The 13,352-nt window shown below is 57.6% G+C and carries 5 protein-coding genes; all 5 read right to left on the bottom strand.

Features of this window, described 5'->3' with window-relative positions:
* Positions 1-28: 28 nt before the first annotated feature.
* Positions 29-8,620, bottom strand: coding sequence for a glycoside hydrolase family 94 protein (locus ACN28R_RS03690; protein WP_095833614.1), 8,592 nt, complete (start codon positions 8,618-8,620; stop codon positions 29-31).
* A 273-nt stretch (positions 8,621-8,893) separates the two neighbouring features.
* A complete protein-coding gene (lpxL, locus tag ACN28R_RS03685) occupies positions 8,894-9,817 on the bottom strand; it encodes an LpxL/LpxP family Kdo(2)-lipid IV(A) lauroyl/palmitoleoyl acyltransferase (protein WP_095833613.1) in 924 nt (307 codons plus the stop codon).
* 424 nt (positions 9,818-10,241) lie between these two features.
* Positions 10,242-11,324, bottom strand: a complete 1,083-nt coding sequence (locus ACN28R_RS03680) for an acetamidase/formamidase family protein (RefSeq protein ID WP_095833612.1) — start codon at positions 11,322-11,324, stop codon at positions 10,242-10,244.
* Between the two features lie 22 nt (positions 11,325-11,346).
* Complete coding sequence (locus ACN28R_RS03675) at positions 11,347-11,739, bottom strand: RidA family protein (RefSeq protein WP_095833611.1); 393 nt, start codon at positions 11,737-11,739, stop codon at positions 11,347-11,349.
* 18 nt (positions 11,740-11,757) lie between these two features.
* The gene (locus ACN28R_RS03670; protein ID WP_095833610.1) at positions 11,758-13,275 is read right to left on the bottom strand and encodes an amino acid ABC transporter permease/ATP-binding protein; all 1,518 of its coding nucleotides are present in this window, start codon (positions 13,273-13,275) and stop codon (positions 11,758-11,760) included.
* Positions 13,276-13,352: the final 77 nt, after the last annotated feature.

Genomic DNA, 13,352 nt, shown 5'->3' with positions numbered 1-13,352 from the left:
TCAGCCAGCGCGGGCTCTACGGCGTGTTTTATAACGTCAGCGCCAGATGATGATCGCCCTTTTCCAGTTCAATGTTTACCTTTCCTTCATCAATCGGGATTGGCGCATCATCCAATGTCGCCAGCGAAATGCCGCGGCAGCGGTGATAATCATTCACCACGCGAATAAAATAATGGCACTCTCCCAGCCTGATTTCCGCTTCAAAATCAGGCCAATAATCCGGTATGCACGGATTAAGCAGCAGTTGATTGCCTTGCCGGCGGATACCCAGAATGCCCTCAATGCCCGACCGGTACATCCATCCGGCGGAACCGGTATACCAGGTCCAGCCGCCGCGCCCGACATGCGGCGCCACGGAATAAACATCGGCGGCGATGACATACGGCTCAACCCGGTAGCGGGAAACCTGCTGCGGCGTCGACCCATGATTAATCGGGTTAAGCAAGGCAAACAGCTCCCCGGCCTTATTGCCCTGCCCCAATTGGGCGAACGCCAGCACCGACCACATCGCCGCATGGGTGTACTGGCCGCCATTTTCGCGTAGTCCGGGCGGATAGCCTTTGATATAACCGGGGTCGTGCGCGGTACGATCAAACGGCGGCGTGAACAGCAAAGCCAGACCGTCCTGCCGGCGAATCAGATGTTCCTCCAGAGAGGCCATTGCCGTCGCCGCGCGTTCGGGGTCGGCCGCGCCGGAAAGCACTGCCCACGACTGAGCGATCGCATCAATGGCGCACTCATCGCTGTCGCGGCTGCCAAGCCACACGCCGTCATCAAAGGTTGCGCGACGATACCAGGCGCCGTCCCATGCCGAATGTTCAATCGCCAGCCGTACCGATTCGGCATGCGCGCGCCAGCGTGAGGCGCGCGTCGGGTCACGGGTATCCGCCAGCGGGGCAAAGATGGCGATAGTGCGAATCAGCAGCCAGCCAAGCCACACGCTCTCCCCTTTTCCGCCCTCCCCGACACGGTTCATGCCGTCGTTCCAGTCGCCGCCGCCGATAAGCGGTAAACCGTTCGCCCCAGTCAGCAGCAGGCATTGATCCAACCCACGGGCGCAGTGTTCGAACAGCGAGGCGGATTCAGCCGACGGCATAGGTTGAAAGAAGGCATCGTGTTCGCCCGGCGCGACGGGCGGCCCGTCCAGAAAACCGATCGGCTCGGCAAGCACGCTGTCGTCCTGACTGACCTGCACGTAGGTCGCCGTCGCAAAGGCCAGCCAGACGCGATCGTCAGAGATATGCGTTCTCACCCCGGCGCCGGTATGGGGCAACCACCAGTGCTGCACATCCCCTTCGGCGAACTGGCGGCCCGCGGCGCGCAGCAGATGGCGCCGCGTCTCCTGCGGACGGGAAAACGTGAACGCCATGCCATCCTGCAATTGATCGCGGAAGCCATAGGCTCCGCTCGCCTGATAAAAACCGCAGCGCGCCTGAATACGACAGGAAAGCGTCTGATAGAGCAACCAGCCATTGAGCATGATATCCATCGCGCGATCCGGCGTTTTAACCTGTATCGCGCCGGTTACCGCCTGCCAGTGCGCTTCAACTTCGCTCAGAATCTGTTCCAGGTCGATCTCCCGATACTTCTCAATCAGGTTTCGGGCCTGCTCAACGTTGGCGTCCTGACCGATAAGCCAGACGATCTCCACCTGCTCGCCGGGTTCCATGCTGATGCGCGTTTGTAGTGCGCTGCAGGGATCGTATCCGGCAGCCGTATTGCCTGACAGTCTCCGTCCTTCGACCAACGCGGCCGGCGCCCGCATATGCCCGTTACGTCCCAGAAACTCCGTTCTGTCGGCGGTGAACGACGACTGCCAACCGGAGAGATCGGCAAAACCGACGCGGCCGGGGAAACTGCCGGACCAGGGATTGCTGACCAGCATCGCTCCCGTCTGCGTATCCACCTGGTTTAACAGATAAGGCGCGCTGCCGCTGCGCGACGCCCCCAGCACCCACTCGGCATAGCCTGTGATCGTCAGTTGCCGCGTCTGCATGGAGGTATTGCGCAAACTCAGACGGGATATTTTTATCGGATCCGCCAGCGGGACAAACTGCAATAACGTCAGTTCGATATCATTGGCATGATGGGTAAAGCGGCTATAGCCAAACCCGTGGCGGGCAATGTAGCGTCCGCCGTCATTGATCGGCCACGCCGTCGGCGTCCACAGTACGCCGCTGACATCATCATGCACGTACAGCGCTTCGCCGCCGGGATCGCCCACCGCATCGTTTCCCCAGGGCGTCAGCTGATTTTCACGACTGTTTTCCGCCCAGGTGTATCCGCTGCCCTGCGCCGACACCTGAAATCCGAAGGTGGGATTGGCAATGACATTGATCCATGGCGCGGGCGTGGTGTGTTCGGCATCCAGTAGCGTGACATATTCGCGCCCCTGACGGGCAAACCCGCCGATACCGTTAAAAAATTCAAGCTCCTCGGGCGGCGGCATTCTGTCCGGCACGCTCGGTTTCAGCAGATGCGGCAGGCGCGCATGGGGAGGCGAATAAGGGATTAACGCCAACTGATGAGAGAGCGGTCCCCGGCGGGCAAGCAACGATACCCGGGCAACCGATAGCAACAGCGCTCTGGACTCCGTCGACATTAAATCGGCGCGTAGCGCAAAGACCTCGCCGCGCGTCGAGGCGCTTCCCAGTCTGGGCCTTGACTGGCTGCTGCGGATCGCCGTTTCGATGGCGATCTGCAAGTCCTGAATATAGGAGGATGAGCGCTCATTAACGATCACCAGATCCACATTCAACAGCTTCAGGCGCCAGTATTCATGCGCCCGCAATAACTGGTGAACCTGCGCCATATCGTCAATATCATCAATACGTAACAGCACGATCGGCAGGTCGCCCGAAATGGACATCGGCCACAGGCCGGATTGCACTCCCGCGCCGTTCACTATCAATTCGGAAGGCGCCCGGAAACGCGGATCGGCATACAGCACCGGGGCCGCCAAACGCTGAAACTCCGCGGCCTCCTCGGCCTTTACGCCAAGATGGCGCAACTGCACCTGAGCCTGGGTCCAGGCAAAGGTTTTATCACGCTCATAGGCGCTGCGATCGCGATGCTTATCAATCACATCGATCAATTCTTCACGGGAGGCGGCAACCACGGTCCAAAACGCCAGACGAATCGTTTTGCCCGCCGGGACACTCACCTGCTGTCGCAGTGAAAAGATGGGATCGAGCACGGTTCCGGTGGTGTTGGATAATGGCTGATGGCCTAAAATGGCATCGGACGTCATCACCGATTTGCCATAGCCGATAAAACGGGCCCGGTCCGACTCATACTGTATTTTGCCGCCGATAGCGCCTTCCAGCACCACGAAATGCGCCGCCCACACCGGCTGTTCATGCGGCGAACGGGGCCGTCGGGTGGCAATCAATGCGGAGAATTCGTCCAGATATTCCGTCTGCACGAACAGTCGGGAAAATGCGGTATGCGCACTGTCGGCCGCCGGGGGCGCCAGCACGATTTCCGCATAGGAGGTCAACTCAATATCCCGCTTCCGCCGTCCGCTGTTGGTCAGGGTGACCCGCCGCACTTCGCCATCGCTTTCCCCGGACACCAGCACATCCAGCCGGGTGGTCAGCGTCCGTTCGTGGCGCACAAAAGAGGCATGATCCTCGCCGAAAACCACATCATAGCGATGCATCGGCACGCCGATTTTGCTGCTGATGATACCGGACGTCGCCGGGAGATTGCCCGCCGATTCACTTAACTGAAGTTGTTCCCCGGCAGACCAGATCCGGCCGCTGCGACTATCGCGCAACAGCACAAAGCTGCCCCAGTTATCGCGAGTAGCGTCTTCCTGCCAGCGGGTAACCGCCAAATCACGCCAGCGGCTATAGCCGGATCCGGTGGTGGTCAGCATCACCGCATAGCGGCCGTTGGACAGTAAATGGGTGATTGGCGCTCCGGCGGGCGTGGCGGAAAAACGCCGCAGCGCGGCGGCTTCATTACGATTTTCTTCCCCGCTGGCTTTCACATCGTCCGGCTGCGGTTCAGCAATGGCGACATGCGCGGGCAGGCTTTCCTGCAACAGCAGTTCGCAGGACTGAATCATCGGCTCGCGGTGGAAACGGCTGCGCATATTGCCGTCATGCAAGGTGTTGGCGATAGCGACCAGCGTCATCCCCTGATGGTGCGCCATAAAACTGTAGACAATGGCCACCTTTTTCCCTTCCGGCAAACGCGAAGGGGTAAAGTCGAGCGCTTCATAGAAGCCATAACGGCCCGAAGCCCCTATCCCCGCCAGACGTTGATAGTTTTGGCAGGCGGCGAGCGGATCAATCATGGTCGCCAACCCGGTCGCATAAGGCGCCACCACCAGATTATCCGCCAGACCGCGCTTCAATCCCAAACCCGGCACGCCAAAATTCGAATACTGATAAGTGAAATCTATATCACGGGCGTTATAAGCGGATTCGGAAATGCCCCAGGGAACCGATAGGGCGCGGCCGTAAGCCTGCTGATGCGCAACGATCAGGCGTGTCGTCTGCTCCAGCAAGCTCCCCACCGGCGCGCGCATCACTAACGACGGCATCAGGTATTCGAACATCGAACCGGACCACGACATCAGCGCCGCCCCGCGACCGGTCAGCACCGCCGCGCGCCCCAGGCGAAACCAGTGGCGCGTGCTGGCATCGCCTTTGGCGATGGCGAACAAACTGGCGAGCCGGGCCTCAGACGCCAGCAGGTCATAACAACTGACATCAAGCTGATTTTCCGCCATCAAATAGCCGATCGACAGCAGCTTCCGCTCCGGATCGATAAGAAACGCGAAATCCATCTCCATCGCCATCTTGCGTGAACGCACAGCCAGCGCCTGCAACCGTAGGGTCAACGCTTCGCGCTCGGCGACGGTACAGGTCTGCTCTTTTGCATGCGCCATCAGCATCAGCCGGGTGGCATTCAGCCAGAAAAGCGGGTCGGCGAGAGGATCGTCAATACATTGCGGCAACAGCGTATTCGCCCGCTGCGACAGCTGATCCAATTGCAGAACCGATTCCGATAACAGGCGTTCCGGCGACAGCTTACTGTGCAACAGGGCGTCAAGTTTGCCCAACCGCTGGAGCAACACCGCATCTCCCTGCGTTTCCTGATACAGCGGCAACGACTCGCGGATCAGTTGAAGGTGGTCGGCCAACGGCTCGCGAATATCTTGTTCCCATCGCGCTTCCTGCCATAGCTCGCAGGCATTCGCCAGTACGATCAGGTTTCCGGCCAGGTTTCCGCTATCAACGGAAGAGACATAGGCCGGCAGCAGCGTTTGCAGATCCCGCGTGTCATACCAGTTAAGGAAATGGCCTTTAAAACGCTGCAATCGGTCCATCGTATTCAATGTCGTTTCCAGACGCTCGATCGCATTGACGATGCCGAGCCAGCCGAAATCCCGCGCCGCCACCGTGGAGAGTAAATACAGGCCGATATTGGTCGGCGAGGTTCGGTGAGCAATAACCGGTTTAGGCTGCTCCTGGAAATTATCCGGCGGCAGGTGGTGTTCCTGTTCGGTGACGAAGGTTTCAAAAAAGCGCCAGGTTCGCCGGGCGGTTAGCCGCAACGACAGCTTGTTGGACTCATCAATATTTTCCTGCCGCGAAATCGGACGTACCCGGCTAACCCACAGCGCCAACGCCGGCGCCGCCAGCCACAACAGCGCGAGCGGCAGCCAAAGCGGCCAATTTGCCGGCGAGACCACCAGCGCGCATCCCGCCACCGCCGCGCTTAGCAACAGACCGCCCAGCATTTGCCAATAAAATCCCGCCAGCGTCAGCCGCGGACGGCGCCCCGACTGAGCGGCCGTGGTCCATTCCAACAGGCGCCGCCGGGTGATGGTCAGCCGGATCAGCGTGCGAATCAAGGCGTCCAGCGCCCGCCAGCCATGATCGGCGAGAAACGCCAGCGAGAGGAAAACCTGCATAAACGCCAATTTGAGATCGCTGAACAGGTGTCTGAAGGGGTGGCTTTGATTAAACGGCTGCTGCCCCGTCAGCCCCCGCCAGCAGCGGGAAAACACATCCCATAGTGCGGGCAGGCAGGCCGGAAACGCCAGCACCAACAGCACCATGGCAAAGCCTTTCCACGCCAGCGATAACGGCAACACGCCGCAGGAAAACAGCATCAATAGCAGGCTGGGCGCCAATAACGCCCGGCGTAAATTGTCGATCATTTTCCAGCGCCCGACCGCGGATATCCGCGCCGCTTTGCCTGAGTCCGTACGCGCCAGCCCCAGAATCCACGGCAACAGTTGCCAGTCGCCGCGCGTCCAGCGGTGTTGCCGCTTCACGATAACGTCGTAGCGGGAGGGAAACGCCTCGACCAGTTCGACATCCGACGCCAGGCCCGAACGGGCATAAATGCCTTCAAACAGATCATGGCTCAGCAGACTGTTTTCCGGAATACGATGCTGTAATGCCCGTTCAAAGGCATCGACATCGTAAATCCCTTTGCCGGTATAGGAGCCTTCGCCGAACAGATCCTGATAGACATCGGACACCGAGGCTTCATAAGGGTTGATGCCTCCCGGCGCGGAGAAAATACGCTGGTACAGCGATCCTTCGTGGCCGGCAGGCAGCGAGGGCGTGATACGGGGCTGTAAAATGGCATAACCGGCGACGATACGCTGTCCGCTGGCATCCCAGCGCGGCTGGTTCAGCGGATGCGCCATTTTACCAATCAGTTTTAAGGCCGCGTCTCTGGGCAGACGGGTATCCGCATCCAGCGTAATGACATAGCGAACATCGGCCGGAACGCCCGCGGCAAGCCCTTCAACCGGGATAAAACTGGTATCGACGGCGCCGCGCAACAACCGGTTAAGCTCATGCAGCTTCCCCCGTTTACGCTCCCAGCCCATCCACACGTTTTCACTGCGATTGAACAACCTTCTGCGATGCAGCAGTAAAAAGCGATCGCCGGCCGCCCCGGCGCCATAACGGCGATTAAGCTGCTGTATCGCCAGAGATGCCTGCGTCAGCATATGGCTATCGCCGGCAAGGGTTTCCGTTTCGGCGTCAACGCCATCCGTCAGCAGAGCAAAGGTCATATCCCCCTGCCCGCTGGACAGATAATGCACTTCCAACTGCTCCACCTGTTGCAGAATATCCCGTTCGCTGGAGAGTAAAGTTGGGATCACCACCATCGTCCGGCAGTGCGTCGGCGCCCCTTGCAGAAATTCCAGCCCGGGCAACGGCGCGGCGCCGAACAACCAGGCCACCAGCCGGTTAACCCAGGCCGTGGCGACTTCAGAGAACGGAATCAGGCAGATAAGACCAATAATGGTCAGCCAGACGGTTGAGACCGCCAACGATGACAACACCCATAGCGCGCCGGCAAGCAGCAGCGCGGTGAAGAAGCCAATGGCGCCCGCGTAGCCCGCCACGCCCAGACGCAGCGTCAGGCGGTTGAAACGCAGTAATGGTCTGGGCCGAAATCCGATGACCGCTTCAAGCTGCGGCCGCCCCTCCGCGATCAGGTAATAGCCGGGCTCGCGTCTGCGATCGTCAAGGCCGTCGGCAGGTATCGCTTCAGGCACGTTTTGCGCCAGCCATAGCGCTTTTTCGGCGATATCCAGTTCGGTACAGGTCGCCTGCCGGGCAAGTTGTTCGATGGCGCTGCGGTAGAGATTACGCGTGATGAAATCCATCTGCGCAAATGCGCTGTCGTCCCGCAAGCGCGCATCCACCAGGCTGACGCGTTCAAAAAACGTCGCCCAGTCGATATCGGAAATCAACCGCATGCTGGTAATAATATTGCGCACGGTGACGTTGGACACCCCCAGGCGCTGCTGCGCCTTTTGCACGACGTCATCCGTCGAACTCCCCTGCTGGTTCAAGCGCTGTTCCAGCCACCCCAGCGCGGGAGTGGTGCGGGGATCCTGATCGCGTAACCGCTTCACCAACTGCGCCGCGAACGTCTCGGATAGCGGCGCATCGGTATGACGGGCAATCTCTTTCGCCAGGGCGGCCTGTCCGTCATCCGCCTGCAAAAGATTATTCGCCGCCAGCTCAGCCTCGGCGCGCGCCTCGCGTCCTGCGGTCATCTGATCGGCCAGACGGCGCAGATTTTCTATCAGCACGATGCGCAGGGTAATGGCGACCGCCCACAGTTCCCCTATCGTCAGCGGCTGCACGCCCTGATAGGCCATAATGAACCGGCGCAACGCTTCAGGATCGACATGGCTGTCCGTGTGAGCGATGAAAGCCCATACCAGGCCAAATACCCGGGGATACCCCACAAACGGCCCCTGCGATAATTTAGGCAACTGCTGGTAATAGCGCGGAGGAAGATCTTCACGAATTTCCCGAATCTGCGCGGCAACCAGATGGTAGTTGTCCAATAACCACTCCGCGGCCGGCACCACGCTGCCGCCTTTTTCCAACTCAGCGGCGCTGGCGCGGTAAGCGGCCAATAGCACTTTGGCATTATCATTCAGACGATGGTGTAAAGACATGACGGTGGGCGGCGACAGGGTAACAGGCTGAGCGACGGCAAGCGTTCGACCATGCTGTTCCAGGCGTTCCATGCCGAACAGTTCGCCTCTTACCGGCAGAATATCATGCCAGATCGGCGGAGTTTTACGCAGAAAGATCAGCGCGCGGGGAAATATTTTCATAATCGCCTTTTAGCCTGAACGTAAAATCCGCGCAGGCGATATTGAAGGTACCGTCCAGAAAACTGGCAAACCTTATTGGCGCAGGCATGTCGGCACTTAGTATGGGAAATGCGTCAACGATTCGTATTCGCTCATGTCGGGAGCGACATTAAGAAAGGCATGTAGAGAGAAGACAAGTGTAGTCGATAAAACGCCCGACCGTTAAAGATTATGGCGTGGCGGAACGGAACGTTTTGGGTAACGCCATAATATCCATGGTATTTATTCAGCTCATTAAATATACAAGGATGCCTCGCCCGCTGGACGTGTTTTAAAACGGCGGTGCAGCCAAAGATATTGGTCGGGGGCTTTCATGATTTCGCGTTCGATAATCCGGTTGATATAGCTGGCGGCGGCCAGATTGTCGTCATAGGGATAATTTTCCAACCCGGAAGAAATGATCAATTGGTATCCCTGCCCGCCGGGTTTACGGATCACCACCGCGGTCACCAACTCCGGCCTGGCCAGCTTGGAGATAATAAACGTGCCGTTAGTGGTTGCCGCCCGCTCCACGCCCAAAAAGGGCACAAATACGCTGCCTTTGGGGCCATAGTCCTGATCCGGGGCGAACCAGACCACGCCGCCGCGTTTTAATTTGTGCACCATGCCCACCAATTTTTTCCGGCTAATCAGTTCGTTCCCCGATCTTGAACGCCCCTTCTTTTGCACCAGTTCCATGATTTTGCTGTTATGCGGCCGATACATCACCGTCATTGGCTTACAATGTCCCAGAATGCGGAAATGGAGTTCAAGCGTCATAAAATGTACGCCGATAACGATCACCCCGCGCTGTTTGTTCTCCGCCGTCTGCAAATTCGCCAGCCCGACAACCTCAACCCACTTTTTTATCCGTTTGTCGGACCAGAACCACGCCATACCGGTTTCCAGCAGCCCGATGCCAAGGGAGGAAAAATTATCGGTTACTCTGGCATTGATTTGTTGCGCGTCGTCGTCGGGAAAACAGAGTTCCAGGTTACGTCTGGCGATCGCCACCCGTCTTTTTAAAAAACGCATCGACAGGCGGCCTAACCCCCCTCCCAATTTAACCAGCACGGGATAGGGCAACTGAACCAGCAAAAACAGAACTCCCAGCCCAAGCCATAATAACCAGTGCCTGGGATGAGCATAGAGTGAAATTTTCCCCCATGTATTAAGCATATAGTATACGTCTCTAATTATTAGCGAGCAGTCTTTCTGCGGGGATCATTTAATAACACGCTTTTATGAAGGTGAGATTGCCATAACCTGCGATGAAATACACCCCGTCATCCCCCTCTCCCTCGTCATCCCCGCGGTAGTTGGCGGGGATCGCCTGCGGAAACCGTAAATATCCATCGGCTGATTCCCGCCTGCGCGGGAATGACGGGAAGTAGAGTTCGCCGGAATGTTTACTAAGCCGGGGACATTTTTTGTCTAAGTTGGACTCCATCCAGGCGGGTTAATTCAAATTTAACTGCGGCAGCGGCTATTTGGGGGAATCCATCGACCCCTCTCAGATGGGGTAACGCGTTATGGGATGGGGTAACGCGTTATGGCGATGCGCCCGTGTCCAAGGCTCGCTGGCGCATCGCGCATATTTACCTCAGGCGATACGCTCTTTAAGCAGCGTGCGCGAAATTTTCGCGTGTACGCCCTGCCGGCCATCCACCACCTGCGTCACCGAAAAATCCACCGCCACGCTCATCAACGAATAGGCATCATCGCGCGTCATGCCGAAATGGTCGGTCAGCAGCGACAGCATATTGATGCTCGCCTGACGCATAGCCAAATCGAGATCTTCATTAAAGCCATGGGTAATAAAGAAATCCGCGGTTTCCAGCAGCGGCGACGGAAAGTGAAAATCTTTGCGCACCTTTATCTGCATGATGACATTCAGGGAGGCTTCAATGGCCGTACCGCTAATTTCACCGTCGCCCTGAGAAATATGCGGATCGCCGATGGAAAACAGCGCGCCCGGCACCTGCACCGGATAATACATGGTCGCGCCGGCGCCGATACGCCAGTTATCAATATTGCCGCCATGCTCTCCCGGCGGAACGGTGCTCACGCGGCCGGGAACATTGGGGGCGACGCCCGCCGTACCCAGATGGGGACGCACCGGCACCCGGATGCCGTCTTTGACTTCCGCGCGGCAACAGTCGCAGGCGGCGGTCACCGTGCCGGGCACTTCATATTTCCCCGCGCCGGGAAAATCATAGGCGAAGATCGGCGTGGCCGTCTGGCTGAACTCATCCATCTTATAAATGGTGACCCGCTCTTTCTCCCCCATTTCTTGATAAAGATGCCCCCAGTGCGCCGCCAGGTTCGAACCGTACATAAAGCGCGGTTTCATCAACAGATAGCGCACTTCCAGCATATCTCCCGGTTGCGCATCGCGCACAAAAATAGGCCCGGTCATAATATGAACGCCCGGCGTACGATCAGCCACCGGCACGTCCCGATAGATGCTGCCGATCTCATCATCCATCATCAGTTCCGGCGCGTCCCCCGCATGCTGGGTTACCGCTTCAGCACAGACAATATCGCCGGAATCGATGGTCAGCTTAGGGTCGAGGCCGGCATCGAAATAGCCCCAGTGCACGGTCTCCGGACTCGCCTTCAGTACATGGGTCCGCGGCGGCAGATCCGACTGTAAGCGCTCTGCTTCAGGTTTGATTAATGACATGTTTCCCCTCCCGGGTGATACGTTATTTAAGACCGACAATCAGATCGATCTCTACCAGCGCGCCGACCGCAAGCCCGGTGACGCCCACGCAGGTGCGGCTTGGCAGGGGGCCGCTGAACCATGACCGGTATTCGCGGTTGAATTGGTCGTAATCATCGAAGTTGGTGAGATAAACCCGCACCATCAACGCATCGTCCATCGTGGCGCCGAACGGCTTCAGTACCGCGCTCAAGTTGTCTTTTACCTGACGCGCCTGGCGCACCAGATCGTCGGAAACTATTTTCCTCGTGTCGGGATCGGTCGGCATCTGACCGGTGACAAACAGCATACTGCCCCACTGCGTCGCGTGGGAAAACGGCCCGACCTGGGGCGGCACGCCGGTCTCTTGCGTAAACTGAAAACTTTTCTTTTGCATGGATGACCTCATTGATAACTATTGGGATTGCGCCATCAGCGATAAGAAACGCTGGGTGCGGGGATTCTGCGGATGATTGATAACGGACTTCGCTTCGCCCTCTTCCACCACCACGCCGCCGTCGAGGAATACGCAGTAGTCCGCCACCTGTTCGGCAAAACGAATCTGATGGGTGGAGATGATCATGGTGAGTCCATCCTGCTGCGCCAGGCTGCGAATAATATCCAGCACTTCGCCCACCAGTTCCGGATCCAGAGCGGAAGTCGGCTCATCCAGCAACAACACCTGGGGACGGGTAGCCAGCGTGCGCGCAATGGCCACCCGCTGCTGCTGTCCCCCCGACATCTCAGCGGGTAATGCGCCGTAACGTTCCTCCAGACCGACGCGCTTCAACAGCCTCCACGCCTGCTGGTAAGCCTGTTCGCGGCTTTTTCCGTAGATCCACATCAGCGGCATGGCGATGTTTTCCAGCGCGTTGATGTGGTGGAACAGGTTGAAATTCTGGAACACCATACCGATCCTGTTTTTCACCCGCTGAACCGCCAGCTCTTTTTCCAGCAGGTAACGCCCGTCTTCGGCTTGTCCCATCAACTCCTTATTAACGGAGATTTCGCCGATGTCGTAGGTGTCCAGGCCGTTAATGCAGCGCAGCAAAGTGCTCTTGCCGGAGCCGCTTGGCCCAAGAAGCGCCACCACCTGACCTTTTTTAACCCGCAGATTTAACCCTTTCAGTACCTGATTCTTGCCATAGGATTTATGCAGATCTTTGATTTCAATAAGCGTTTTTCCTTCATCCTGCTTTTCGGCGATCGTTTCCGGGCAAGGCGCCGCATCCGGTGGGATCGCATTCAGCCAGGCGCTGATTTGCCGGACTTTACGCTGGTTTCTAAAATCAAAATCCAGCAGTTTTTCGAGCGCGATCTGCAAGATGGCGATCAGTCCGGTCAAGACCAAATACATCACCCCGGAGGCGCAGAACACGGAAAAGAAATCGAAAGTGGAAGAGGCAAGCTGGGTGCTTCTCAACGTCAATTCCTGCACGGAAATAAACGACGCCAGCGACGAGTTTTTCAGCGCGGAAACCGATTCGCTGCCGAAGGCGGGGATCATGACGCGCAGAGCCTGGGGGAAAACAATTTTTCGGGTAATCACCACCGGCGGCATGCCTAATGCCCGGCCGGCGATGATCTGCCCTTTATTTACCGATAAAATAGCGGAACGAATGATTTCGGAAATAAAAGGCGCTTCATTAGCCGACAAGGCAATCGCGCCAGCCATGACCGCGCTCAGTTTAATGCCGATATAAGGCAAGGCGTTATAAAAAAACACCAACTGCAATATCAGCGGCGTACCGCGAAAAATAATAGCGTAGCCGCGTGAAATACCCGCCAGTAATTTAAAACGCGACAGCTGCATCGAGGCCAACAGCGTGCCAATAATGGATCCGCCAATTAACCCATACACCGTAATCTGGAGAGTATAATAAATCCCCTGCTGCAGGTAACTGAATGTCAAATAATGAAGGAACTGTTCCATTGATACTCTCTCGTCGTGCTGATAGCGGTAAAAGAATCGCTACCGCTATGCCCGTCATCTTTCAAATTGCAGACGTG

The sequence above is a fragment of the Brenneria goodwinii genome (assembly GCF_002291445.1).
Classification (GTDB): domain Bacteria; phylum Pseudomonadota; class Gammaproteobacteria; order Enterobacterales; family Enterobacteriaceae; genus Brenneria; species Brenneria goodwinii.
This window is presented reverse-complemented; position numbering and strand designations above follow the sequence as displayed.

Bases quoted from the DNA above. Each gene is read 5' to 3' on its own strand.
- ACN28R_RS03690 (WP_095833614.1), bottom strand. From the start codon at position 8,620: ATGAAAATATTTCCCCGCGCGCTGATCTTTCTGCGTAAAACTCCGCCG.
- ACN28R_RS03675 (WP_095833611.1), bottom strand. From the start codon at position 11,739: ATGCAAAAGAAAAGTTTTCAGTTTACGCAAGAGACCGGCGTGCCGCCC.
- ACN28R_RS03680 (WP_095833612.1), bottom strand. From the start codon at position 11,324: ATGTCATTAATCAAACCTGAAGCAGAGCGCTTACAGTCGGATCTGCCG.
- lpxL (WP_095833613.1), bottom strand. From the start codon at position 9,817: ATGCTTAATACATGGGGGAAAATTTCACTCTATGCTCATCCCAGGCAC.
- ACN28R_RS03670 (WP_095833610.1), bottom strand. From the start codon at position 13,275: ATGGAACAGTTCCTTCATTATTTGACATTCAGTTACCTGCAGCAGGGG.